This window comes from uncultured Acidovorax sp., assembly GCF_964021665.1.
GTDB lineage: Bacteria > Pseudomonadota > Gammaproteobacteria > Burkholderiales > Burkholderiaceae_C > Acidovorax > Acidovorax temperans.
The window spans coordinates 1-23,988 of the sequence record NZ_CAXIAK010000050.1 but is presented as its reverse complement, the minus strand read 5'-3'; the positions used below and the strand labels follow the sequence as shown (position 1 = coordinate 23,988).

The window sequence follows — 23,988 nt, the reverse complement described above, 5'->3', positions numbered from 1 at the left end:
CCGGGGTTTTGCCCGACCCTCCCGCCACCACATTGCCCACTACGATGACCGGCTTGCCGGGATGCTGGGAGCGGAGCACGCCTATCTTGTAGAGCGCTGCCCGCAATGCGATCAGGGCGCGGTAGAGCTGGGAGACGGGCCACAGCGCCCAGCTGCGCGGGTTACGGCGCAGCCACATCGCTGGCCAGCCCTGCGGAGCACTGCCGGTGGCCCTGGTCTGCGCGGCCTGCCCGGGGGAAGGGGGCAAGGGCGGCTGCGTTGCCATGCCGCTCAGCGGCTGCCCGCGCGAGCGCCCGCGGTGGATTGCGTGGCGAAGGTGATCTGGGTCAGCCCCACGCGCCGGGCAGCTTCCATCACGGTGACCACGGACTGGTGGGGAGCCGTGGCATCTGCGCTGATGATCACGACGCTGTCTTTGCCGGCACTGGCAGCGCTGCGCAGCGCCAGGGCCACGGCGTCCACGCTTTTGCCTTCGACGCCGGTTTTGTTCACGGCGTAGCGGCCATCGGCCGCCACCGCCACGATGACTTCCTTGGGGTGGTCGCGCTGCTGCTCGGCATCGGCCACGGGCAGGGTCAGCTGCAGTTCGGTGAATTTGCTGTAGGTGGTGGTCAGCATCAGAAAGATGAGGATCACCAGCAGCACGTCGATGAACGGGATCAGGTTGATCTCGGGCTCATCCTTCGCACGGGGGCGGAAGTTCATGGGCATACCCCGCGCTGCTTACTTGCGGTGGCGCAGGATGTGGCGCACAAACTGCTCAGACGCCAGCTCCAAGGTGAGCAGGTAGGCATCCACGCGGCCACGGAAGTAGCGCCAGAAGATCAGCGCAGGGATGGCGACAATCAGACCAAAGGCAGTGTTGTAGAGGGCAATGGAGATACCGTGCGCCAGCTGCGCAGGGTTGCCGCTGCCCATGGCACCGGTTCCGCCCGTTTGCGAGCCAAAAATCTCGATCATGCCGATGACGGTGCCCAGCAAGCCCAGCAAAGGGGCTGCTGAGGCGATGGTGCCCAGCGCGCTCAGGTACTTTTCAAGCCGGTGCGCCACGGCGCGGCCGCTGCCTTCCATGGTGGCGCGCAGGTCGGCCTCGCTGCACTGGGGGTTGTTGTTGAGTGCGCGCAGCCCGGAAGCCAGCACCTCACCCAGCGCAGAGCTTTGGGCCAGCTGGTTCACCACGTCGGGCGTGGGCAGCGAACGCGACGAAACGGTAATGGCTTCATCCAGCAGCTTCGGGGGCGCGATGCGCGCTGTTTTCAGAGAGATGAAGCGCTCGCAAATCAAGGCCAGCGCCAGGACAGAGCAGGCAATAAGGGGCCAGATGGGCCAGCCTGCGGCTTGTATGATGGACAGCAATTCTCTCTCCGCTCGGATGTAGTCAGCCGGCAATTATGGCCCACGTGGCTGGCGCTTTGAGGTCACAAACCGTTACGAGAAATCTGCCAGTCTGGCATGTGCCACTCGCTCACAAAATCTGTGGATAACTTTGTGGGTAAGCGGGTGGGTATCCCACTTGAACCCGCGCCAATCCGTGCTTGGAACAGATTGCTGAAAAATTGAACAGCAAAAATGTCTTATAAATCAATAACTTGTACGTGTCTGCTTGTTTTGCACGGTGTGGGTGTCTCGGATCCATGTTGCACTAACGCACGCCCCGAGCTGTGGAGTACTGACCCTGCAGGCGCTCTGTCAACCCCAGGGCTGGACGATGTTTGAGTCGCCACAGCCCGCAGCGGCGCCGCGTATCTGGGAAGTTGGCGCGCTGTGCCGCGCCATTGCTGATGCGCTGGAGGCCCGGTTCAATCCTGTCGCGGTGCGCGGCGAGATCACCGGCTTCTCACGCGCATCCAGCGGGCATTGCTACTTCTCCATCAAGGACGCCAACGGCCAGTTGCGCTGCGCCATGTTCCGCCGGGCGGCAGGCCTGCTTGACTTTTCGCCGCGCGATGGGGAACTGGTGGAAGTGCGCGGGCGCCTGGGGGTGTACGAGGCCCGGGGCGATCTGCAGTTCATCGTTGAAAGCATGCAGCGCGCGGGGCAGGGCGCTTTGTTCGAGCAGTTTCTGCGCCTCAAAGCCCAGCTGGAAGGCGAAGGCCTGTTCGACCCGCGCCGCAAACGCCCGCTGCCGCTGCAGCCACGGGGCATCGGTTTGATCACCTCGCTGGGCGCAGCCGCCTTGCACGATGTGGTGACAGCCCTGCGGCGCCGCGTGCCGCACATACCCGTGGTGCTCATCCCTGCGCAGGTGCAGGGCGCTGCAGCGCCCCAATCCATGGTGACGGCACTGCGGCAGATGTACGCATTGGCCGAAGGCGAAGCCCCAGCAGACGGCGGAACAACGCCGGTGGTGGATGTGATCTTGCTGGTGCGCGGTGGTGGGTCTATGGAGGACTTGTGGGCCTTCAACGACGAGCAACTGGCGCGCACCATTGTGCAAAGCCCGGTGCCGCTGGTCAGCGGGGTGGGGCACGAGACCGATTTCACCATTGCCGACTTTTGCGCCGATCTGCGCGCGCCCACTCCCACGGCCGCCGCCGAACTGGTGGCCCAGCCCCGCGAGGTGTGGCTGGGCGCCCTCGATTTGCTGGCCGACCGGCTGGAGAGCGCCGTGCAGCGCCAGATTGACCTGCGCCACCAGCGCCTGGACCAGGCTGCGCAGCGGCTGGGGCGCCCATCGGGCCTGGCTGCGCGCGAGCAGTTGCGCCTGGCCCGCTGCGCGCAGCGCCTGCGGCACGGAATGCTATTGAATTTAGAGCGCCTTGCGCTGAAGAATAAAGCGCTGGAGGCCGATTTCGCTCAAAAAACGGCGCGCCACATCGCCCTGCAGCCAGACCGGCTGGAACGCGCCCGCCTGCGGCTGGAGCTGCTCAACCCGCACCTGGTGCTGCAGCGCGGCTATGCCCTGCTGACCGACAGCCAGGGCCATGCGGTGACCAGCGTGGGCCAGGCCCGCCCGGGCGATGCCTTGCGCGCCACGCTGGCAGACGGGGTGCTGGACGTGACCGTAGACCAGCCCCGCTTGCTGTAACGCGCTGCAGCCTTGATAGCGCCGTGCGTGACGGGCGAATGACAGTCGCTTGATCGCCACTTCGCTGCACAGGGCTATGGATCTTTCTACAATGCCCCGTCGCGTCAAATTGCGCGCCAGCGCGGCGGCCCGCTGCCAGCAGACGGCTGCCGCTCTTCCTGCATTGCAAACCACGAGGAATCACCACCATGGAACATACCCTTCCCCCGCTGCCCTACGCCATCGACGCACTGGCCCCTCACTACAGCCAGGAAACGCTGGAGTTCCACCATGGCAAGCACCACAACGCCTATGTGGTGAACCTGAACAACCTGCAAAAGGGCACCGAGTTTGAATCGATGACCCTGGAAGAGATCATCAAGAAGTCCTCCGGCGGCATTTACAACAACGCAGCCCAGATCTGGAACCACACCTTCTTCTGGAACTGCATGGCCCCCAACGGTGGCGGCGAACCCACTGGCGCCCTGGCCGACGCCATCAACGCCAAGTTCGGCTCTTACGCCGCGTTCAAGGAAGCCTTCGTCAAGAGCGCCGTGGGCAACTTTGGCTCCGGCTGGACCTGGCTGGTGAAGAAGGCCGACGGCAGCGTGGACATCGTCAACACCGGCGCCGCTGGCACGCCCCTGACCACCGCCGACAAGGCCCTGCTGACCGTGGACGTGTGGGAACACGCCTACTACATCGACTACCGCAACCTGCGTCCCAAGTTCGTGGAAACCTTCCTGGACAAGCTGGTCAACTGGAAGTTTGCCGAAGCCAACTTCGCCTGATTTCGCAAGCTGCCTGGTTTCGCCAGAGCATAAAAAAACGGCCGCGAGGCCGTTTTTTTATGGGCGCAGGCCTTGTCGCCTGCTCACTTCCTGGCGTTGAACACCGCCGCACTCACCAGCTTGCTGCCCGGCTTGATGCCCTTTTGCGCAAACCAGCCCTGGTTCATCTCCAGCACGTAGCGCACGGGCTTGGCAGAGCAGTGCGAGTCTTCGGTTTGTGGCTTCATGTCGGCCAGGTTCACGATGGTGCCGTCATCGGCCACAAAGGCAGCCGTCAGTGGCAGCAGCGTGTTCCTCATCCAGAAGCACTGCGTGGCGGGCTGTTCAAACACGAACAACATGCCTTCATGTGCGGGCATTTCCTTGCGGTGCATCAGGCCGGTTTGGCGCTCCTGGGGCGATGCCGCCACCTGCGCCTCAATGCGGTGCATGCCCGCCGTGATTTCGATGCGCGGCAAGTTCATTTGGGGTTGGCCTTGGGCGGCGGCGGGGGCTGTGCTGGCCAGGGCAATCAGGCTGGTGGCAAGCAGCCGGGCGGTGGCGGGTGAAAGGCGGGGCATGGTGGCTTTCAGGAAAGGTTGCTGGGTTGCGCGCTGCGCGACTGGCCCGCATTTTCATCGAACTCTGACGGGCGCCGCCGCGGGTTTGGAGGCTTGTGTTTGGAGGCTTGCCCTGGGTGCAGGTTCCGCGTTGTGCGCCGGGCCGAACAACAGGCCCTAAAATGAAAAAGTTTGCCGCCTGGCCGGGCGCTTGCCGCCCGCAGGCCATCCCGCTAACCCCTGATTCACCGGTTGAACCCTGTTTAGCCGCTACGGAGACCCTTGCCCATGACCACTTTCCAGCACATCCAGGTTCCTGCCGAGGGGCAGAAGATCACCGTCAACGCCGACATGTCGCTGAACGTGCCCGACCAGCCCATCATCCCGTTCATTGAAGGTGACGGCGTGGGCCGCGACATCACGCCCGTGATGATCAAGGTGGTGGATGCTGCCGTGGCCAAGAGCTACGGCGGCCAGCGCAAGATCCAGTGGATGGAAGTGTTTGCGGGCGAGAAGGCCACCCGCATTTACGGCCCTGATGTCTGGTTGCCCGACGAAACCCTGCAGGCCGTGCGCGACTACGTGGTGTCCATCAAAGGCCCGCTCACCACGCCCGTGGGCGGCGGCATCCGCTCGCTAAACGTGGCCCTGCGCCAGGAGCTGGATCTGTACGTGTGCCTGCGCCCCGTGCAGTATTTCAAGGGCGTGCCTTCGCCGCTGAAAGAGCCTGAAAAGACCAATATGGTCATCTTCCGCGAGAACTCGGAAGACATCTACGCAGGCATTGAATTCCCTGCCGAGTCCGACAAGGCCAAGAAGCTCATCGCGTTTTTGCAGAACGAACTGGGCGCCACCAAGATCCGCTTCCCCAACACCTCGGGCATTGGCGTCAAGCCCGTTTCGCGCGAGGGCACCGAGCGTCTGATCCGCAAGGCCATCCAGTACGCCATTGACAACAACAAGCCCAACGTGACCATCGTGCACAAGGGCAACATCATGAAGTACACCGAAGGCAGCTTCCGCGACTGGGCCTACGCCCTGGCGCAGAAGGAGTTTGGTGCCGAGCTGATTGACGGCGGACCATGGTGCAAATTTGCCAACCCCAAGACGGGCAAGGAAATCATCATCAAGGACAGCATTGCCGATGCCTTCCTGCAGCAGATCTTGCTGCGCCCCGCCGAGTACTCGGTGGTGGCCACGCTCAACCTCAACGGCGACTACATCTCTGATGCGCTGGCCGCACAGGTGGGCGGCATCGGCATTGCGCCGGGGGCCAACATGTCTGACTCAGTGGCCTGCTTTGAAGCCACCCACGGCACTGCGCCCAAGTACGCGGGCAAGGACTATGTGAACCCCGGCTCCGAAATCCTCTCCGCCGAGATGATGCTGCGCCACATGGGCTGGAAGGAAGCGGCCGACCTGATCCTGACCTCGCTGGAAAAAGCCATTGGCAGCAAGAAGGTGACTTACGACTTTGCCCGCCTGATGGACGGTGCCACGCAGGTGAGTTGCTCGGGCTTTGGGCAGGTGATGATTGACCAGATGTGACGCAGGCCGCGGCCCGTGGGGGTGGGGCACATACCCCACCTGCCTGACTGCTGGGGCGGCTCGCGGGGCTTGAATCAAAAATAGCTGCTAGCGCTTGATTCGTGAGCGCTAGCAGCTATTTTTTTGATAGTGAGCGTGAATAGTGGGCGTCAGCCTGCCGCACCGTGCTAGCCCGAGGGGCTTACTTCAATACCGTCTTGATGATGCTTGAGAAGTCCAGCGCACCATTGCCGGCTATCGAATGCATGGCATACAGGTTGCGCGCCAAGCCGCCCAGTGGGGTGCTGGCCTTCACTGCTGCAGCGTTCTCTTGTGCCAGGCCCAGGTCCTTGAGCATCAGGTCCGTTCCAAACCCGCCCGCGTAGCCCTTGCTGGCGGGGGCCGTTTCCATCACGCCGGGGTAGGGGTTGTACTTCTCCAGCGCCCAGTTGCCGCCCGAGCTGCGGCGCATGATTTCGCTCAGCACCTTGGGGTCCAGGCCGTTCGCCACGCCCAGGGCGATGGCTTCGCTGGTGCCTGCCATCAGGATGCCCAGCAGCATGTTGTTGCAGATCTTGGCCGTCTGGCCAGCGCCCACGCTGCCGGCGTGGAAGATGTTGGCGCCCATTTTTTCGAGCACGGGGCGGGCGCGTTCCAGGTCGGCGGCGTCGCCGCCCACCATGAAGGTGAGGGTGCCTGCAATGGCGCCGCCGGTGCCGCCGGACACGGGGGCGTCGATAAAGGCCACGCCTTTGGTCTTGGCGGCCTCGGCCACCTTGCGGGAGGTGGCGGCTGCGATGGTGGAGCAGTCGATGATCAGCGTGCCCGCAGGCAGCTGGGCCAGCAGGTCGCCTGTGCCGAGGAACAGGCCTTCCACATGCTGGCTGGCGGGCAGCATGCTGATGACGACTTCGGCCCCCTGCACGGCGGCTTTGGCGTCGGCGGCGATGGGCACGCCGTCTGCGGCCAGCTTGTCGCGGGCGGGTTGGGAGAGGTCGAACGCCCGCACTTCGTGGCCTGCCTTGTGCAGGTTGTGTGCCATGGGGCCGCCCATGTTGCCGAGGCCGATGAATGCGATTTTCATGTGTTGTCTCCTGTGGTCGGTCTAAGGTGAAAGGTGTTTTGCTATTTCCGTTGCTATTGAATTGATAGCTGCTTGCGCTTGATTCATAAGCGCTAGAGGCTGACTTGGCTCTGATCTCAAAGCGTCAGCCGTCCTTGTCAAAGATGCTGTGCCGTTTGCCTGCTTTGGCAGCTTTTCCTGATGGTCCCTTCGGCGCAGTGGCTGTTTTTTTGGCGGATGCGTTGGAAGGTGTTTTGGGCGCGGTTTTGCCTGCAGCGGGCTTGCGGCGCGGCGATGCCTTGGCCTGCGGGTTGTAGGCCAGGGCTTCGTTCAGCCAGAAGTTCCACTGCGCGCGGGTGGCGTAGCCGTTGGGCTCCACCCAGAAGTAGCCTTGCATGCCCCCGCCGGGCGAGAGTTCGCGGGTGTTCTGCATCTCTTGAAACTCGCCATGGCGATCCGGCGGCAGGCGCACCAGCAGCTCTTCGCCCTTCACGCCCATGCACAGCTTGCCGTCCACAAAAAAGCAGTAGCAGCCGAACATGCTGCGCTCGTCCACATCGCTGCGCTGCGCCAGGGCCGTGCGCAGGGCGCCGATGAGGTGCAGGGTTTCGTCGCTGAGTGGGCGGGTGGCCATGGCCTTGAGTGAAATAGGCCGCTAGCGCTTGATGGGTAAGCGCAGGCAGCTATCAAAAACAGAGCGTTTTGGCGAGCGCTGGGGCATCAGCGAATCACCTCCGGCGCATCGCCATCGAGCATGCGGCGGGCGATGATGACGCGCATGATTTCGTTGGTGCCTTCCAGAATCTGGTGCACACGGGCGTCGCGCAGCAGGCGCTCCAGCGGGTATTCGCGGATGTAGCCGTAGCCGCCGTGCAGTTGCAGGGCCTCGTTCACCACGTTAAAGCCTGCATCGGTGGCAAAGCGCTTGGCCATGGCGCAGTAGGTGGTGGCGTCGCGCGCCCCGGCGTCGAGCTTGCTGGCGGCCAGGCGGACCATCTGGCGGGCGGCGACCAGTTCGGTCGCCATGTCGGCCAGCTTGAACTGCAGCGCCTGGAAGCTGGCGATGCTTTTGCCAAACTGCTTGCGGTCTTGCATGTATTGCTGCGCCTGGGCGAGGGCACCTTGCGCTGCGCCGACGGAGCAGGTGGCAATGTTGATGCGCCCGCCGTCCAGGCCCTTCATCGCGATCTTGAAGCCTTCGCCTTCTTGCCCCAGCAGGTGGTTGGCAGGGATGCGCACGTTGTCAAAGCTGATGGTGCGGGTGGGCTGGCTGTTCCAGCCCATCTTCTGTTCCTTCTTGCCGTAGCTGATGCCGGGCGCATCGGCAGGCACGGCAAAGGCGCTGATGCCGCTGGCGCCAGATGCGGCGTCGCCCGCTGCACTGGATCGCGCCATGAGCACCAGCACATCGGTGCTGCCTGCGCCGCTGATGAAGGCTTTGCTGCCGTTGATGACGTATTCGTTGCCCACCAGCTCGGCCCGGGTCTTGAGCGATGCGGCGTCAGAGCCCGCGCCGGGCTCGGTCAGGCAGTAGCTGGCCAGCTTTTGCCCGGTGGTGAGCAGCGGCCCCCAGTGGTCGCGCACGGCGGGCTGGGCCCAGGTGCCTAGCATCCAGGTGGCCATGTTGTGGATGGTGATGAAGGCGGTGGTGCTGGGGTCTACGGCCGCCATTTCTTCAAACACCAGCGTGGCGTCGAGCCGGGGCAGGGCGAGGCCGCCGGCGGCTTCGGGGGCGTACAGGCCGCAAAAGCCCAGCTCGCCTGCTTTGGCGATGGCTTCTTTGGGGAAGATGCCTTCGGCGTCCCACTCTGCCGCGTGCGGGGCCAGCTCGGCCAGGGCAAAGTCGCGGGCGGTTTGGGCAAAGGCGCGTTGTTCTTCGGTCAGCTCAAAGTCCATGGCGTTGTCTCTTGTCTTGTTGTGGGGCTTTGGATGAGTGGGGCGTCAAGGCTTTAGGGCTTGGCCGGGCTGTCGTTGCTCAGCCAGCGCATCAGGCCTTTGCGCCGCTCTTGCGTTTTGCGCGTGAGGCATTGGTGGTACAGGCGCGGGCCTTCGGGCTGGGTTTCGGTGGCTTGCGTCTCGCGCTTGCATTGCATGGTGCGTTCGCGCACCCAGGCGGAATGTTCTTGCCGCAGTTGCGGGCGTTCGTGGGCCGACAGGGCGCGCATCAGGTCTTCGTACAGGATCTGGATGGTGGTGTCTGCCGCTTGAAAGTCTTGCACCGCGCAGGCATTGACTTCGGCCACCGTGCCGCCGGGTTGGCAGGCTGCGCCCGCCTGGGCGTGGGCCAGGGTGTCCATCTGCATCACGCACGCAGTACCGAAGACCATGGCCCATTTCCGCATCGTTGTCTGAAAAGTTTGCATGCCCTGCTTTTACCACCGCCTGCAGTGCTCGAAACCGGCGCTGTCCAGGCCAGTGCCACCGTGCAAGGGCCGCCATCTCACGGTTCAGGCACAGGTGGCGTCCCCCTTCCCGCGCAAAGCGCGAGAGAAGGGGGAAGGCGCGCAGCGCCTCAGGGGGATGTCACTTCAGACTGATCGTGGTGTTCACACCCTGGCTGCTGGTGCTGTCGTCAAACCAGCGTGCAGTCACCGTCTTGGTCTGTGTGTAGAACATCACGACTTGCTTGCCGTAGGGGCCCAGGTCGCCCAGCTTGGAAGCGCGCGAGCCGGTGAACGAGAAGATGGGCACAGGCACTGGGATTGGCACGTTGATGCCGACCTGGCCCACGTCGATCTCTTCCTGGAACTTGCGCGCTGCGGCGCCGCTTTGGGTGAAGATGGCGGTGCCGTTGCCGTTGGGGTTGGCGTTGATGAATTCAATGGCTTCGTCCAGCGTGTCGGCAGCGGCCAGGCACAGCACGGGGCCAAAGATTTCCTGGTCGTAGATGGACATGCCGGGCTTGACTCCGCTGAATATCGTGGGGCCGACGAAGTTGCCGTTTTCGTAGCCGGGCACGCTGGGGTTGCGACCGTCCAGTTCCAGGGTGGCGCCGTCGGCAATGCCGCGCTCGATCAGGCCCACCACGCGGTCGCGGGCTGCGCAGGAGATCAGCGGGCCCACATCGGTGCCTCTTTCCGTGCCGCCGCTCACCTTGAGGGTCTTGGCCTTGGCCACCAGTTCGGGAATCCACTTTTGCGATTCGCCCACCAGAATGACGACCGACAGGGCCATGCAGCGCTGGCCTGCCGCGCCAAAGGCGGCACCGGCCAGGGCGTTCAGGGTTTGCTCCTTGTTCGCATCGGGGGCGACGATGGCGTGGTTCTTCGCGCCCATCATGCACTGCACGCGCTTGCCGTTGAGGCTGGCGCGGTTGTACACATGGGTGCCCACCTTGGTGGAGCCTACGAAGCTGATGGCCTTGATATCGGCGTGGTCGCAAATGGCGTTCACTGCGTCTTCACCGCCATGCACCACGTTGAGCACGCCTGGGGGAATACCGGCTTCGAGCGCCAGTTCGCACAGGCGCATGGTCACCATGGGGTCTTGCTCGGAGGGCTTGAGCACAAAGGTGTTGCCGGTGGCAATGGCCATGGGGAACATCCACAGCGGGATCATTGCGGGGAAGTTGAAGGGGGTGATGCCCGCGCACACGCCCAGTGGCTGCAGCACGGTGTAGGTGTCTACGCCATTGGCCACGTTGTTGGCCAGCTCGCCCAGTTGCAGGTTGCCAATGCCAGCAGCGTGTTCCACCACCTCCAGGCCGCGGAAGACGTCGCCTTCGGCGTCGGGCAGGGTCTTGCCTTGCTCGGCCGTGAGCAGCGCGGCCAGCTCGCTCATGTTTTCGCGGATCAGCTGCTGCAGCTTCAAAAAGATGCGCGAGCGGGTGCCAATGGGGGTCTTCTTCCAGGTCTTGAACGCTTCCTTTGCGCTGGCCACGGCGGCGTTGATTTCTTCAGGCGTGGCGAAGGGCACGCGGGCCAGCACTTCTTGCGTGGCGGGGTTCACCACGTTGCGCCACTGCGTGGTCTTCGATTCAACAAACTGGCCGCCAATGAGCAGCTTGACGGTGGGGGCCAGGACGGCCGTGGATGTAGGTGCGTTCATGTTGTCTCCTCAAAGGGGTGTCTCAGGACAGCAGTGCGTGAGCAAAGCCAGCTGCCGCATGGTATGTGTGCAAAAAACAAATAACAATACGGATTTATGCACTTATGATCTGCAAAAATGCACATCGCAGGCGGCGCATAAAACCGCCGCAATAGAGGACGACCGGTATGGATTGGGACAACCTGCGCTATTTTCTGGAACTGGCCCGCGCGGGCACGCTGGCGGCGGCAGCCCGGCGCCTGGCGGTGGAGCACACCACGGTATCGCGCCGCATCCAGGCGCTGGAAAAGCAGATGGGCGCAGCGCTGTTTGCGCGCGAGGCCGGGGGGCACCGGCTGACCGAGGCTGGGCGCCAGTTGCTGCCGGTGGTGGAGGCGATGGAATCCGCCGTGATGGGCGCAGAACGCGCCGCACCCGCATCGCACGAAGGGCCCTCAGGCTTGGTGCGTGTGGGGGCAACCGAAGGGTTCGGTACGTTGATACTGGCGCCGCACCTGGCACAGCTCACGCGCAAGCACCCGCATTTGTCGATTGACTTGCTGGCGCTGCCGCGCATGCTGCACCTGTCGCGGCGCGAGGCGGACATCGTGATATCGCTGGAGCGGCCCACACGCGGCTCGGTCATCGTGAGCCGGCTTTCTGACTACAGCCTGTATCTGTACGGGCAGCGCGAATACCTGGCCCGCAAGCCGCTGGTGGCCACGCGCGAAGATCTGCGCCACCATGCGTTCGTGAGCTATGTGGACGATTTGCTGTTCACCAAAGAGCTGCAGTTTCTGGACGCTTTGCACCAGCCCGAGCGCTTCGCGTTTCGCAGCACCAGCATCACGGCGCAATACGAAGCCGTGCGCGCGGGGGCGGGCCTGGCGGTGTTGCCCGCGTTTTTGGCTGACCGCGACCCGGTGCTCACACGCGTCTTGCCGCAAGAGGGGCAGTTCACCCGCACGTTCTGGATGAGCATGCCGTCGGAATCCAAGCACCTGGCGCGCATGCAGGTGACCTGGGCATTTCTGCGCGAAACCGTGGCCGCGCAGCAAGAGCTGCTCAAGCCCAAGGCTGTACGTTAGGCGAGCGCTGGTGCCCCCCCCTGCGACCCGGCTGAGGATTAAGCGGGAGTAAGACCTGTTGGAGGAGTAGCGTCGCCCTGGCTCGGCGCGCTTGGCAAGGTCAACTCAACCCAGAAGCAGCTGCCCTTGCCCAATTCGCTCTCCACGCCCACGCGTCCGCCCATGCCTTCTACCAAGCGCTTGCAAAGCGCCAGCCCCAGCCCCGCACCTTCAAAAGAGCGCGTGACCGATCCGTCCATCTGTTCAAAGATCGTGAAAAGCCTGGGCTGGTCTGCGGCGGCAATGCCAATGCCCTGATCGATGACCCGCAACGACCATGTGGTGCGCTCGCCTGCTTCCTGGGCATGGATCTCCAGGCGGATGGCGCCGCTGTGGCTGAACTTCACGGCGTTGTCGAGCAGGTTCAGCAGCACTTGCTGGATGCGTTCTGCGTCACCCAGATGCCACTGTGCGGGCAGGCCTGGTGCGGGCACGAGTTCCAGCGACAAGCCTTTTTGTGCCGCAAGCGGGGCGATCAGCCTTACCGAGCTGGCAGCTACATCGGGCACGGACAAAGGCTCTTGCTGGAAGGGGACCTGGTGTGCCTCCAGCGCCGCCAGGTCGATCAGATCGTTGAGCAGCACCATGAGCTTTTTCGCGGCCGTCTGCACTTCTTGCAGCATGGGCCGTACATCGGCTACGGCCGCACGCTTCAGTGCCAGTTCCGTCATCCCCATGATGAGCGTCATGGGCGTGCGCAGCTCGTGCCCCATGTTCGCCAGGAATACGGTTTTGGTGCGCAATGCTGCTTCAGCCGCCTGCTTGGCCACAGAAAGAGCCGCGGTGCGCTCCTTGACCCGCTCTTCCAGCAATTGCCGCTCTTGCTGCAGCACGCTCTCTAGGCGCACACGCTCTGTCACATCGCGGCCAATGCTGTGGTAGCCGGCGGGCCGGCCGCGGGCGTCGAAATAGGCCCGGCCAGTCATTTCAAACCAGCGGATTTCGCCGTTCTTGCAAGGCAGCGGCAGGATGGCCAGACGTTCTTTCTGGTGAAGGGCCCGGTCCAGGCGCTGCGCGCCCTCGGACGTCAAGATGGCGGAGATGGGCCGCCCAATCACTTCATGCGCAGGCACGCCGCGCAGCCGCTCGTCGGCAGAACTCACATCTGCCACGGTCATGTCTGGGTTGAGGCGCCAGATCACGTCCTCTGCACCTTCAGTGAGCAGCCGGTACTGCTGCTCGCGCTTGGACAGGTGCTTGTACAGGCGCTCGCCATGCGAAACGAAGATATGAAAACACATGCTGCACAACAGCGTTGCCAGCGTGAAAACGATCAGCGCGTGCTGCGTGTAAGGGTGGGACTGGATGCTGTTGGTACCCAGCACCAGTGCCAGACTGGCAAACGTGTAAGCAATACCCGCTCGCTTGTCCAACAGGATGTAAGCGGTGCCTATCCCCGTGAGGAACCAGACGGCTCGAAGCTCATTGGCCTGAGATTGCGTGAGTGCATAGGTGAACAGCAACAGCGCCGCCACCGTCATCACGACAGATACCGCGACGTAGTGCTGGGGGGCTGTCCGCACAATCGCCCACAACGCCAGCATGAGCAATATGCCCCCCATCAGCACCTGGCTCCAATAGGGCGGCGGCACGATGAGCGGCGTCAGCCCCAGAACTAGCAGAACCAGGCTGAACCCCACATTGGCCAGCAGTATCCAGTTGAGCAGGCGTATCTGGAACGCACGCATGCTGATGACGCTGGGCAGGGAGAAGGGCATGGTGCTCGCCACTTTGAGATGAAGTCTATATTTTATGTTTTTATCATAAATTTTTTTTCAAAAAAATCAAATTTTATGATTGCAAGCCACGGCACATTTGGCTTGGTGCTGGGAAGAAGCAGCGCGCTGCCCCGGCGTCGCACTGCGTGTGCGTGGGGGTCTGCCCAGATTTCCACTGCGGTGAGCTTGAAGGCGGCGCCATGAAAAAAGGGAACGTGACAATCACGTTCCCTTGGTAATTTGGGTGTATCGGCGGGGAATGGCTCAGCGTTTTTCTACACCTAGGGTGAGCATTTCATGGGGCTAAAAAAGACCCACATACCGAATGCTCAACATGCCAATCAAAGCGCTGCCGGTGCGCGTTTGCGGTCACGTTCGTCGTCGGGCCAAGCGTTCAAAATTGTGGTGTTCATGGGAAAAGCTCCTGAGATAGTCAGTCAACGCACTTACCGGATGGGTGGTTGACAGCATCGCCTTCACAAACACAAAAACTTGCACCGGTTTCGGTCAGAGATGGAGGGGGCTGCGCCACCTTGCAGAAACTCGCAGGCAGAAAAAAGCCCCGGAGTGCGGCAATGCCGCTAAGTTAAGCAAAGGCCCCTCGGGGCCTTTGTTGTTTGTAAAGTACGAGCCATGTGAACTGAGCTGGCCCGTGTCGGCCAGCGGATGGCCGATGCTGCTGCAAGAGTACCTGAGCGATACCCACGAGTTTGCGAGCCCCGAGCAATGGGGCGTCGTTCAAAGCAACATACCCCAGCAGTGGATTGAACAGGCCTTGCAGATGACGGGTGTAGCCACGCTGCGCAAGCGGCGACTGCCCATGGAGCAGGCACTTTGGCTGGTATTGGGTGTGGCCTTGCTTAGAGACCGCTCCATCGTGAACGTGGCCGAGGTACTGGAGCTGGCACTGCCTGGGCAGCACAATGAACCCATCAGCTCCAGCGCGCTGAGCCAGGCGCGCCAACGGCTGGGCAGTGAGCCCCTGCAATGGCTGTTTCGCCACACTGCTGCCCATTGGGCGCACCAGCAGGCCGCTCGCCACCGCTGGCAAGGCTTGGCGCTGTACGCATTGGATGGCGTGGTCTGGCGTACCCCCGACACACAAGACAACCGCCAGCACTTTGGTTGCCAGCGCAACCACGCAGACCACCAAAGTCCCTTCCCCCTGGTGCGCATGGCCTGCTTGCTCGATGCCAGAGCTCGTTTATTGGTAGATGCCAGCCTGGATGCCTACGACACCAGTGAGTACGCATTGGCTGAACGCTTGTGGCCGAAGTTGCCGCCTGACTCGCTGGTGATCGTGGACAAAGGCTTTTACTCAGCGGGCCTGTTGTGGCCGCTGCAGCATCGCCAGGGACGCCAGTGGCTGATCCCCGCGCGCGCAGGGCTCAAAGGTGAAGTGATGCAAACACACGGCCCGGGCGATGTGAGGCTGCGCATGAAGGTCTCGCCCCAGGCGCGCAAGAAAGACCCCGGCTTGCCGCTCACGTGGGAGGTGCGCGCCATCACCCGTGAACTCGATGGCAAACCCAGAACCTTGTTCACGTCCCTGATGGATCCGGCACGCTACAAGGCCGAGGAGGTGTTCGCGCTGTACCACGAACGCTGGGAGATTGAGCTGGCCTATGGAGAGATGAAGACGGACATGCTGGGCCAGGCGATGACGTTGCGCAGCCAGCAACCCGATGGGGTCAAGCAAGAGCTGTGGGCCACCTTGCTGATGTACAACCTGATCCGTCTGGAGATCACGCGCATTGCAGATGAGGCCAAGGTGCAGCCTTGCCGCATCAGCTTCATCACGGCCTTGCGCTACATCGTCGATGAGTGGCTGTGGAGTTCAAGCTCGCGCACACCCGGCGCCATCCCAGGCAAGCTCAAGGCCATGCGGCAAAACATCCGCCGCTTCGTGCTGCCCCCTCGCAGATCCGAAAGACGGTATCCGCGTGAGGTTCGCATGACCAAGACCCACTACCCCATCAAGAAAAATGCCGCTCAGGCTTAACTGAGCGGCATTGCCGGAGTGCGGGGCTTTGACAGAGGAACCTGGAGATGCGACGCCAATGTCGCCTGTTGCTTAGCAGCGGGCAGGAGAGCGTTTGCGATCGCGTTCGTCGTCGGGCCAAGCGTTCAACATGTGGGTGGTGTTCATACTGGAAAACTCCTGTGATGGAACCACAACGTGCGCCGTGCATGCCCGGTTGACACCCTGATCCAAAAAATTTCTGTTTTTTGTATGGCTTGATTTGCTCCTGAATTGATAGCTGTTGGCGCTTTCTGGGTAAGCGCTAGGCCCAAAAATCGTCAGCAATAGCCGGTGATGCTCATTCAAGCAGGGCTGCTGGCACCCATGTCTTCCAGGGCCGCAGAAATCTCCAGCCACCGCTCTTCGAGCTTTTCCGTTTCGTCTTGCCCTTGTTTTAGGCGTTTGCCGCAGTCGGCAATTTCCGCAGGGGGCAGGGGCTGGGTGAGTCGGGTTTCCAGTTCAGCACGCTCGGCGGCCAAGGTGGCCAAGCGTTTGTCGATCTGCTCCAGTTCTTTCTTGAGCGGGCGGGCTTTGTCTGCCAGTTGCTGGCGCGCCTGGGCATCCAGGCGGCGCTGTTCTTTGCTGTCCTTGATCTGAGGCGCGGGGGCAGCAGCCGCAGATGGAGGAGGCGTCGTTTCTGGCGCGGGGGTGGCAGGGGCTGCTGCTGCGATGCGGGCGGCGGCCTCGTCCTGGCGCGTTTGCTCGCGCAGGCGGTTGGATTCTTCCAGCAGGTAGCGCTGGTAGTCGTCCAGATCGCCGTCGAAGGGGCCGACCACGCCGCGCCCGACCAGCCAGAACTCGTCGCACACCGCGCGCAGCAGGGCGCGGTCATGGCTGACCAGCATCACGGTGCCTTCAAATTCGTTGAGTGCCATCGAGAGGGCTTCGCGGGTGGCCAAGTCGAGGTGGTTGGTTGGTTCGTCCAGCAGCAGCAGGTTGGGGCGCTGCCAGACCATCATGGCCAGCACCAGGCGGGCTTTTTCGCCACCGCTCATGGTGCCCACGGCCTGCTTGACCATGTCACCGCTGAAGTTGAAGCTGCCCAGAAAGCTGCGCAGGTCCTGTTCGCGGGTGGATTCACGGGCGTTGGCGCCCATCTCGCGGGCCAGGCGGATCATGTGCTCCAGCGGGTTTTCGCCAGGGCGCAGCACGTCCAGTTCCTGCTGGGCGAAGTAGCCGATGGACAGGCCCTTGCCTTCCGTCACCGTACCGGCCAGCGGCGCCATTTCACGGGCGATGGTTTTGACCAGCGTGGACTTGCCCTGGCCATTGGCACCCAGGATGCCGATGCGCTGGCCGGCCAGAACCGAGCGGTTGACGCCTCGCAGAATGGTTTTGGCGCCATCGTCGGTCTGGTAGCCAAACGAAGCATCGCTGATGGCCAGCATGGGATTGGGCAGGTTGACCGGTTCCTTGAACTCGAAGGTGAACTCGGCCTCGGCGAGCAGGGGCGCGACGCGTTCCATGCGTTCCAGCGCCTTGACGCGGCTCTGCGCCTGCTTGGCTTTGCTGGCTTTGGCCTTGAAGCGGTCGATGAACTTCTGCAGGTGCGCAATCTTGTCCTGCTGCTTGGCGTAGGCGGCCTGTTGCAGCTCCATTTGCTGGGCACGCAGCTCTTCAAATTTGCTGTAGTTGCCGCCGTAACGTGTCAGCTTGGCGCTATCAATTTGCAGCGTGACGTTGGTGACGGCGTCCAGAAATTCGCGGTCATGGCTGATGACGATCATCGTGCCTGCGTATTTTTTGAGCCAGGCTTCGAGCCACACCAGCGCATCCAAGTCCAAGTGGTTGGTGGGCTCGTCCAGCAGCAGCAAGTCAGAAGGGCACATCAGCGCGCGTGCGAGCTGCAGCCGCATGCGCCAGCCGCCCGAAAAGCTGTTGACCGGGCGGTCAAGCTCATGCGCCTGAAAGCCCAGCCCCAGGATCAGCGCCTGGGCGCGCGGCTCCGCATCGTGGTCACCGGCATCAGCCAGGTCGGTGTAGACCTGCGCAATGGCCATGCCATGCTCCGGGTCGTCGTAGCTGGCGTCGCTGTTTTCGAGCTGCAGGCGCTGCGCGTGCAGTTCCGCCAGTCGGGTGTCGCCCGCCAGAACGAAGGCCGTGGCGGTTTCGTCTGTTTCCGGCATGTTCTGGGCCACCTGGGCCATGCGCCATTGCTTGGGAATGGAGAAGTCGCCACCGTCTTCGTGCAGCGTGCCATTGAGCAGGGCAAACAGGGTGGATTTGCCTGCGCCATTGCGCCCCACCAGGCCGACTTTTTCACCGGGGTTGAGTGTGACGGAGACGTTGTCCAGCAGCACCTTGGTGCCCCGGCGCAGGACGATATTTTTGAGAGTGATCATGAGAATGCGGGCAGGGCGGGGGCTGCGCAGTGCGTTGCCCCGTCCACCCTGTGTAGGGTAGGCCCCTGGCCCATCAACGCGGCACACGGTGAGTGTGTGCGGTGGGCTGGAGGCAGCCTTCTATTATCGGGGTTTCAGTGACCGGGTGGTCTGGGCCCGGTTTCGGGAAGAGGGCGGAAGCTCAAGATGCGCCGCCCACCTGCCGTCAGCCTTGTCCCAGCAAGGCTTGGCGGGTGACCAGCAGCACCTGGTCTTCACCGGCGCTGGTTTCGATCCAGAACACGGGCAATGTCGGGAAGGCAGCTTCAAAAAATTCCCGTTCGTTGCCGATTTCCAGCACCAACACGGCGTGTTCGCTCATGCGTGCGGGCGCATCGCGCAGCAGCTTGCGAATGAAATCCATGCCATCGGTGCCGCCTGCCAGGGCCAGTTCAGGCTCTGCCCGGTATTCGGCAGGCAGGTTCGACATGCTTTGCGCGTTGACGTAGGGCGGGTTGCACAGAATCAAGTCCCACGGGCCGGGTAGCGACTCCATGCCGTCCGAGATTTGTAACTGCACGCGCTGCGCCAAGCCGTGCTTGTCCACGTTGATGCGCGCAACGGCGAGCGCATCGGCAGAAATGTCAGCGCCCGTGACTTCTACTTCCGGGTACGCCATGGCGGCCAGGATGGCCAGGCTGCCATTGCCGGTGCACAGGTCCAGCACACGGCGGGTGTGTTCCCCCAAAAAGTCGTCAATGCTGCCGTCGGCCAGCAGTTCAGCGATGAAGCTGCGGGGCACGATGGCGCGCTCGTCCACGTAGAACGGCACGCCTTGCAGCCAGGCCTCATGCGTAAGGTAGGCCGCAGGTTTGCGCGTCTGGATGCGCTGGTCGATCAACGCATCAACCGCTGCCGCTTCTTCTGCAGTCACGTTGCGGTGGGCGGTGGAATCTGGCGCGTCAGACAGGTCGCTGTCCAGCGGCAGACCCAGGCGCCACAACACCAGCCAGGCGGCTTCGTCTTCGGCGTTGGTCGTGCCGTGGCCAAAAGCCAGTCCGGCAGAAGACAACCGCAGAGCAGCCTGTGCGACGGCGGCTGTGACGGTCAGGGGCTGGGTGGGTGTATGGCTCATGCTGCCACCGCCATGCGTTCCAGCGCTTGCTGACGCAGGTTTTCCAGCGTGCGGCGATAAATGTTCTTCAGCGGTTCAATGTCGGCCACCACCACATACTCATCGATCTTGTGGATCGTGGCGTTGGGCGGGCCCAGTTCAATGACCTGGGGGCAGATCTGGGCGATGAAACGCCCGTCGCTGGTGCCGCCCGTGGTGGACAGTTCGGTGGAAAGCCCCGTTTCGCCGGCAATGGCTTGTTGCACTGCGGTGACCAGCTCTCCAGGCGTAGTCAGGAAGGGCTGGCCGCCCAGCGTCCAGCGCAGGTCGTATTCCAGCCCATGGCGGTCGAGCACGGCGTGCACCCGCTGCTGCAGGCTTTCGGCAGTGGATTCTGTGCAGAACCGGAAGTTGAAGTCCACCACCACATCGCCGGGGATGATGTTGGTGGCGCCCGTGCCCCCGTGGATATTGCTGATTTGCCAGCTGGTGGGCGGGAAGAAGGCGTTGCCTTGGTCCCACACAGTGGCTGCCAGTTCAGCCAGCGCAGGCAGGGCCTGGTGGATGGGGTTGCGTGCGAGTTGGGGATAGGCGATGTGGCCCTGGATGCCGCGCACGGTGAGCTTGCCGCTCAAGGTGCCGCGGCGGCCGTTCTTGATCATGTCGCCCGTGCGCTCGACCGAGGTGGGCTCACCCACGATGCAATAGTCCAGCGGCTCACCGCGCGCGCGGAGTTGCTCCACCACGACCTTCGTGCCATCTACGGAAGGGCCTTCTTCGTCGCTGGTCAGCAAGAAAGCGATGTTCAGTGGTGCATCGGGGTAGGCGGCCAGGAACTCTTCCACTGCGACCACAAACGCGGCAATGGACGTCTTCATGTCGCTGGCGCCACGGCCGTACAGCTTGCCGTCCTTGTGGGTGGGGGTGAACGGGTCACTGCTCCACTGGGCCAACGGGCCTGTGGGCACCACGTCGGTATGGCCTGCAAATACTATGGTTTTGATAGCTGATAGCGCTTGTCCAGATTGCGCTGCAGGCCTTTTTGCCCACAAGTTGCTGACGCGGAAATCGGCAGGCCCGCTGTCCAGCCGTTCGCACACAAATCCCAGGGGTTGAAGGCGCTGCGCGAGCAGTTCCAGGCATCCTTCGTCCAGCGGCGTGATGGAGGGCAGGGCGATCAGTTGTTCAGCAAGGTGCAGGGTACGGGTCATTGGCAATCACAGGTTTCAAGCGCGCTGGGCCCAACGGGCTCAGCTGCCTTTGACGTCCAGCACGATCTCGGTGAACGAGGGCTGGTCGTCGGGGGTGTCGCGGGCTTCTTTTTGCGCTTTCGCGGCATTGGCGGCCTGGGCAAAGTCGTTTTGCAGGCGCCACATCAGGTTGGTGGGCGAATCGGCATAGGCCATGCCTTCCTTGCGGTCGATCTTCTTTTCCATGATCAGGCGCGCGAGGTCTTCTTCAAAGGTTTGCGAACCTTCGGCCATGGATTTCTCCATGGCGTCTTTGACGCCGGAAAAGTCGCCTTTTTCCACCAGATCAGCCACCAGCTTGGTGTTGAGCATGACTTCCACGGCAGGAACGCGTGCGCCTTCCACCGTGCGCACCAGGCGTTGCGAGACGATGGCCTTGAGGGACGAGGCCAGGTCACCGAGCATGGTGGGGCGCACCTCGGCAGGGTAGAAGCTCAGAATGCGGTTGAGTGCCTGGTAGCTGTTGTTGCCGTGCAAGGTAGCAAGGCACAAGTGGCCCGACTGCGCATACGCGATGGCCGAGGACATGGTTTCCCTGTCACGGATTTCGCCGATCAGGATCACGTCAGGGGCTTGGCGCAATGCGTTCTTGAGGGCGGTCTGCAGCGATTGGGTGTCACTGCCGATCTCGCGCTGGTTCACGATCGATTTCTTGTTGCGGAACTGGTATTCCACCGGGTCTTCGATGGTGAGAATGTGGCCGGGCATCGCGGCGTTGCGCGTGTCGATCATGGAGGCCAGGGTGGTGCTTTTGCCAGAGCCCGTAGCGCCCACCACCAGAATCAGGCCGCGCTTTTCCAGAATCAGCTCCGTCAGAACGGGCGGCAGGTTCAGCGATTCAAAATCGGGCACCTGCTGCGAGATGAAGCGAACCACCACGGCATAGCTGCCGCGCTGGCGCATGGCGCTGATACGGAAGCGCCCCACGCCGGAGAGCGGCACGCCCATGTTGAGCTCGCCGGTTTCCTCCAGCTCTTCAATGCGCTCGGCGGGGACGATTTCAGACAGCAGGTTGCGTGGAGCGTCTGGCGGCAGCACCTGGTTGTTGATCGGTATGCACTCGCCGTTGATCTTGATCAGCGCCGGGGCGTTGGCAGACAGGTAAACGTCTGACGCTTTCTTTTCGCTCATCAGGCGAAGAATCCGCTCCATCGTACTCATGGGTATCTCCCTCTCATTCTGGGTCTGCCAGCGGCCTAGGCGGCTCTTTTCAAGGCAGGCCGGCGCGGCGCGCGCGCCAGCCCTGGGCCTGCGCGATCAGTCGCGCAGCAGATCGTTGATGCTGGTCTTGGAACGCGTTTGCGCATCCACTTGCTTGACGATGATGGCGGCATACATGCTGTAAGGCGCGCCGTTGGCGGCCGTCTTGGGCAGGTTACCGCTGACCACCACAGAGCCTGCAGGCACGCGGCCATAGCTGATTTCGCCGGTAGCGCGGTTGAAGATGGGGGTGCTCTGGCCCAGGTACACACCCATGCCCAGCACGGAGTTTTCTTCGACCACAACGCCTTCCACCACTTCGGAGCGCGCACCGATGAAGCAGTTGTCTTCAATGATGGTGGGGCCTGCTTGCAGCGGCTCCAGCACGCCGCCAATGCCCACGCCGCCCGACAGGTGCACGCCTGCGCCGATCTGTGCACAGGAGCCCACGGTGGCCCAGGTGTCCACCATGGTGCCTTCGCCGACATAGGCGCCGATGTTGACGTAGGAGGGCATCAGGATGGCGCCCTTGGCGATATAGCTGCCGCGGCGGGCCACGGCTGGAGGCACCACGCGCACGCCGGTCGCCTTGAGTTCATCAGCGCTCAGGTGGGCAAACTTGGTTTGCACCTTGTCGTAGAAAGTCAGGTCGCCCGACTGGATGACGTCGTTGTCCTTGAGGCGGAAGGACAGCAACACGGCCTTCTTGATCCACTGGTGTACCGTCCATTGGCCCACGGCCTCACGGGTAGCCACGCGCAGCGTGCCGTTGTTCAGCTCGGCAATCACTTGCTCCACAGCATCCACCACTTCCTTGGGGGCAGAGGCGGGAGACAGATTGGCGCGGTTTTCCCAGGCGGTTTCGATGGTGTTTTGCAGTTGTTGGCTCATGTTGTTCAAGCAGTACGGGATTGGATGAATTGGACGATGCGCAGTGCGGCTTCCACGCATTCTTCGGTGTCGGCCACCAGGGCCATGCGCACGCGCTGGGCGCCGGGGTTGCTGCCCTGCGCCTCGCGGGCCAGGTAGCTGCCAGGCAGCACGGTGACATTGTATTGAGCCAAAAGGGCCTTCGCGAACTCGGCATCGGTCATGCCCAGTGCATCGGGCACCTTGGCCCAGAGGTAAAAACCTGCATCGGGCAAGGCCACATCCATCACGCCTGCCAGCAAGGGGGTGACTTGTGCGAACTTCTTGCGGTACAGGGCCCGGTTTTGCGCCACATGTTCCTCATCGCCCCAGGCCGCGATGCTGGCCTCTTGCACGATGGGGCTCATGGCGCTGCCGTGGTAGGTGCGGTAGAGCAGGAAGTTTTTGATCAAGGCCGCGTCGCCAGCCACGAAGCCGCTGCGCAGGCCGGGCACGTTGCTGCGCTTGGACAGGCTGGTGAAGGAGATCAGGTTCTTGAAATCGTGCCGCCCCAGCTTCTTGGCCGCTTCCAGGCCGCCCAGCGGTGGCTCGTCGCGGAAGTAAATTTCGCTGTAGCACTCGTCCGATGCGATGACAAAGCCGTAGCGGTCGCTCAAGGCAAACAGCTTGTGCCACTCGTTCAGCGGCATGACGGCACCCGTGGGATTGCCGGGCGAGCACACAAAGATCAACTGGGTGCGCTGCCATACGTCCAGCGGCACGCCGTCCCAGTCCACCGCGAAGTTGCGGGCCGGGTCGCTGGGGGCGTAATACGGCTTGGCGCCCGCCAGCAGGGTTGCGCCTTCGTAGATTTGATAGAACGGGTTGGGGCAGACCACCATGGGGTCTGGTTGGACCCCGTCAATGACTGTTTGAGCAAATGCGAACAGTGCTTCGCGAGAGCCGTTGATCGGGAGCACCTGCGTGGCGGGGCTCAGGTCGAGCTGATAGCGGCGCTGGATCCACTCGGTGAAAGCGGTACGCAAGCGGATGTCCCCTGCGGTGGCCGGGTAGCTGGCCAATCCCTCCAGGTGGCTGCAAAGCGTATCTTTGATGAACTGGGGTGTGGGATGGCGGGGTTCGCCCATGCCCAGGCTGATCGCGGAGTAGTTGGCCGGGAGCGTCACCTCGGCAAACAGTTGCTTCAACCGCTCAAATGGGTAGGGCTGCAGGAGAGAGAGCAGGGAATTCATGGGGTTGCATTATGGTGGATGCCCGTACTACCGTGGGCTACCAAGGCACGGGTGCAACCTGTGCTTTCGACGTGGTGGTTACCCTGTATGTCGGGCTGTCGTCAACGCAGCGTAAGAGCCGGCCCCTAGTGTGGTGTCTCAAAAGTAATCATCAAATAATGGTACTCGCTGCCCGCGCCA

Annotated in this window: 21 protein-coding genes; 5 read left to right on the top strand and 16 right to left on the bottom strand. The window is 62.7% G+C overall.

The annotated features are described in order from the left end of the window. The 3 genes from AADJ04_RS11665 to AADJ04_RS11655 form a co-directional block, all read right to left on the bottom strand. Window positions 1–247: tetraacyldisaccharide 4'-kinase (locus tag AADJ04_RS11665; RefSeq protein ID WP_341239722.1), on the bottom strand; the 247-nt coding region annotated here is incomplete at its 3' end. Between the two features lie 23 nt (window positions 248–270). Further along, window positions 271–705: a biopolymer transporter ExbD gene (locus tag AADJ04_RS11660; RefSeq protein ID WP_066783920.1), complete on the bottom strand. Its 435-nt coding sequence runs from the start codon at window positions 703–705 to the stop codon at window positions 271–273. Window positions 706–723: 18 nt separating this feature from the next. After that, entirely contained in the window at window positions 724–1,356 is a 633-nt protein-coding gene (locus AADJ04_RS11655; RefSeq protein WP_044394778.1) for a MotA/TolQ/ExbB proton channel family protein, read from the bottom strand. A 352-nt stretch (window positions 1,357–1,708) separates the two neighbouring features. On the opposite strand from AADJ04_RS11655, the gene xseA reads away from it, so the two are divergent. Further along, window positions 1,709–3,028, top strand: a complete 1,320-nt coding sequence (xseA, locus tag AADJ04_RS11650; protein ID WP_341239721.1) for an exodeoxyribonuclease VII large subunit — start codon at window positions 1,709–1,711, stop codon at window positions 3,026–3,028. 188 nt (window positions 3,029–3,216) lie between these two features. Beyond that, complete coding sequence (locus AADJ04_RS11645) at window positions 3,217–3,798, top strand: Fe-Mn family superoxide dismutase (protein WP_044394774.1); 582 nt, start codon at window positions 3,217–3,219, stop codon at window positions 3,796–3,798. Between the two features lie 83 nt (window positions 3,799–3,881). Here AADJ04_RS11645 and AADJ04_RS11640 read toward each other — a convergent pair whose 3' ends face one another. Beyond that, window positions 3,882–4,358, bottom strand: coding sequence for a DUF192 domain-containing protein (locus tag AADJ04_RS11640; protein WP_341239720.1), 477 nt, complete (start codon window positions 4,356–4,358; stop codon window positions 3,882–3,884). A 267-nt stretch (window positions 4,359–4,625) separates the two neighbouring features. Between AADJ04_RS11640 and icd the strand changes: the two genes are divergently transcribed. Continuing rightward, entirely contained in the window at window positions 4,626–5,885 is a 1,260-nt protein-coding gene (gene icd, locus AADJ04_RS11635; RefSeq protein ID WP_341239719.1) for an NADP-dependent isocitrate dehydrogenase, read from the top strand. Window positions 5,886–6,066: 181 nt separating this feature from the next. Here the strand turns inward: icd and mmsB are convergent, their stop codons facing one another. The 5 genes from mmsB to AADJ04_RS11610 all read right to left on the bottom strand — a co-directional run bounded on the left by mmsB (window position 6,067) and on the right by AADJ04_RS11610 (window position 10,974). Next, a complete protein-coding gene (gene mmsB / locus AADJ04_RS11630) occupies window positions 6,067–6,948 on the bottom strand; it encodes a 3-hydroxyisobutyrate dehydrogenase (protein ID WP_341239718.1) in 882 nt (293 codons plus the stop codon). A 124-nt stretch (window positions 6,949–7,072) separates the two neighbouring features. Further along, entirely contained in the window at window positions 7,073–7,561 is a 489-nt protein-coding gene (locus AADJ04_RS11625; RefSeq protein ID WP_341239717.1) for a TfoX/Sxy family protein, read from the bottom strand. A gap of 86 nt (window positions 7,562–7,647) precedes the next feature. Then, the gene (locus AADJ04_RS11620) at window positions 7,648–8,823 is read right to left on the bottom strand and encodes an acyl-CoA dehydrogenase family protein (protein ID WP_341239716.1); all 1,176 of its coding nucleotides are present in this window, start codon (window positions 8,821–8,823) and stop codon (window positions 7,648–7,650) included. A 53-nt stretch (window positions 8,824–8,876) separates the two neighbouring features. Further along, window positions 8,877–9,254 (bottom strand): lysozyme inhibitor LprI family protein, encoded by a 378-nt coding sequence (locus tag AADJ04_RS11615; RefSeq protein WP_341239715.1) that lies wholly within the window; start codon window positions 9,252–9,254, stop codon window positions 8,877–8,879. Window positions 9,255–9,450: 196 nt separating this feature from the next. Next, on the bottom strand, window positions 9,451–10,974 hold the full coding sequence (locus AADJ04_RS11610) for a CoA-acylating methylmalonate-semialdehyde dehydrogenase (protein ID WP_341239714.1): 1,524 nt from the start codon (window positions 10,972–10,974) through the stop codon (window positions 9,451–9,453). Between the two features lie 167 nt (window positions 10,975–11,141). On the opposite strand from AADJ04_RS11610, the gene AADJ04_RS11605 reads away from it, so the two are divergent. Next, on the top strand, window positions 11,142–12,041 hold the full coding sequence (locus AADJ04_RS11605) for a LysR family transcriptional regulator (protein WP_066694741.1): 900 nt from the start codon (window positions 11,142–11,144) through the stop codon (window positions 12,039–12,041). Between the two features lie 38 nt (window positions 12,042–12,079). Here the strand turns inward: AADJ04_RS11605 and AADJ04_RS11600 are convergent, their stop codons facing one another. Continuing rightward, on the bottom strand, window positions 12,080–13,798 hold the full coding sequence (locus AADJ04_RS11600; RefSeq protein WP_341239713.1) for an ATP-binding protein: 1,719 nt from the start codon (window positions 13,796–13,798) through the stop codon (window positions 12,080–12,082). A gap of 652 nt (window positions 13,799–14,450) precedes the next feature. Between AADJ04_RS11600 and AADJ04_RS11595 the strand changes: the two genes are divergently transcribed. Then, entirely contained in the window at window positions 14,451–15,800 is a 1,350-nt protein-coding gene (locus tag AADJ04_RS11595; protein WP_341239712.1) for an IS4 family transposase, read from the top strand. Window positions 15,801–16,123: 323 nt separating this feature from the next. On the opposite strand, the gene AADJ04_RS11590 is transcribed toward AADJ04_RS11595, so the two are convergent. From AADJ04_RS11590 to dapC, 6 genes are all read right to left on the bottom strand, one after another. Further along, a complete protein-coding gene (locus AADJ04_RS11590; RefSeq protein WP_341239711.1) occupies window positions 16,124–18,163 on the bottom strand; it encodes an ATP-binding cassette domain-containing protein in 2,040 nt (679 codons plus the stop codon). A gap of 205 nt (window positions 18,164–18,368) precedes the next feature. After that, complete coding sequence (gene prmB, locus AADJ04_RS11585) at window positions 18,369–19,277, bottom strand: 50S ribosomal protein L3 N(5)-glutamine methyltransferase (RefSeq protein WP_341239710.1); 909 nt, start codon at window positions 19,275–19,277, stop codon at window positions 18,369–18,371. Continuing rightward, on the bottom strand, window positions 19,274–20,467 hold the full coding sequence (gene dapE, locus AADJ04_RS11580) for a succinyl-diaminopimelate desuccinylase (protein WP_341239709.1): 1,194 nt from the start codon (window positions 20,465–20,467) through the stop codon (window positions 19,274–19,276). Before dapE ends, prmB begins: the two co-directional genes overlap by 4 nt. A 39-nt stretch (window positions 20,468–20,506) precedes the next feature. After that, window positions 20,507–21,667 (bottom strand): PilT/PilU family type 4a pilus ATPase, encoded by a 1,161-nt coding sequence (locus tag AADJ04_RS11575; RefSeq protein WP_341239708.1) that lies wholly within the window; start codon window positions 21,665–21,667, stop codon window positions 20,507–20,509. Between the two features lie 96 nt (window positions 21,668–21,763). Then, window positions 21,764–22,597, bottom strand: coding sequence for a 2,3,4,5-tetrahydropyridine-2,6-dicarboxylate N-succinyltransferase (gene dapD / locus AADJ04_RS11570; protein ID WP_142084204.1), 834 nt, complete (start codon window positions 22,595–22,597; stop codon window positions 21,764–21,766). 5 nt (window positions 22,598–22,602) lie between these two features. Then, window positions 22,603–23,808 carry a succinyldiaminopimelate transaminase gene (gene dapC / locus AADJ04_RS11565; RefSeq protein ID WP_341239707.1) on the bottom strand — a complete coding sequence of 402 codons (1,206 nt, stop codon included), beginning with the start codon at window positions 23,806–23,808 and terminating at the stop codon, window positions 22,603–22,605. Window positions 23,809–23,988 lie beyond the last annotated feature (180 nt).

Coding starts and splice junctions, on each gene's coding strand:
- AADJ04_RS11625 (WP_341239717.1), bottom strand. CDS start 7,561: ATGGCCACCCGCCCACTCAGCGACGAAACCCTGCACCTCATCGGCGCC.
- AADJ04_RS11605 (WP_066694741.1), top strand. CDS start 11,142: ATGGATTGGGACAACCTGCGCTATTTTCTGGAACTGGCCCGCGCGGGC.
- prmB (WP_341239710.1), bottom strand. CDS start 19,277: ATGAGCCATACACCCACCCAGCCCCTGACCGTCACAGCCGCCGTCGCA.
- AADJ04_RS11620 (WP_341239716.1), bottom strand. CDS start 8,823: ATGGACTTTGAGCTGACCGAAGAACAACGCGCCTTTGCCCAAACCGCC.
- dapE (WP_341239709.1), bottom strand. CDS start 20,467: ATGACCCGTACCCTGCACCTTGCTGAACAACTGATCGCCCTGCCCTCC.
- AADJ04_RS11615 (WP_341239715.1), bottom strand. CDS start 9,254: ATGGTCTTCGGTACTGCGTGCGTGATGCAGATGGACACCCTGGCCCAC.
- dapC (WP_341239707.1), bottom strand. CDS start 23,808: ATGAATTCCCTGCTCTCTCTCCTGCAGCCCTACCCATTTGAGCGGTTG.
- xseA (WP_341239721.1), top strand. CDS start 1,709: ATGTTTGAGTCGCCACAGCCCGCAGCGGCGCCGCGTATCTGGGAAGTT.
- icd (WP_341239719.1), top strand. CDS start 4,626: ATGACCACTTTCCAGCACATCCAGGTTCCTGCCGAGGGGCAGAAGATC.
- AADJ04_RS11640 (WP_341239720.1), bottom strand. CDS start 4,358: ATGCCCCGCCTTTCACCCGCCACCGCCCGGCTGCTTGCCACCAGCCTG.
- dapD (WP_142084204.1), bottom strand. CDS start 22,597: ATGAGCCAACAACTGCAAAACACCATCGAAACCGCCTGGGAAAACCGC.
- AADJ04_RS11575 (WP_341239708.1), bottom strand. CDS start 21,667: ATGAGTACGATGGAGCGGATTCTTCGCCTGATGAGCGAAAAGAAAGCG.
- AADJ04_RS11600 (WP_341239713.1), bottom strand. CDS start 13,798: ATGCCCTTCTCCCTGCCCAGCGTCATCAGCATGCGTGCGTTCCAGATA.
- AADJ04_RS11610 (WP_341239714.1), bottom strand. CDS start 10,974: ATGAACGCACCTACATCCACGGCCGTCCTGGCCCCCACCGTCAAGCTG.
- mmsB (WP_341239718.1), bottom strand. CDS start 6,948: ATGAAAATCGCATTCATCGGCCTCGGCAACATGGGCGGCCCCATGGCA.
- AADJ04_RS11645 (WP_044394774.1), top strand. CDS start 3,217: ATGGAACATACCCTTCCCCCGCTGCCCTACGCCATCGACGCACTGGCC.
- AADJ04_RS11590 (WP_341239711.1), bottom strand. CDS start 18,163: ATGATCACTCTCAAAAATATCGTCCTGCGCCGGGGCACCAAGGTGCTG.
- AADJ04_RS11660 (WP_066783920.1), bottom strand. CDS start 705: ATGAACTTCCGCCCCCGTGCGAAGGATGAGCCCGAGATCAACCTGATC.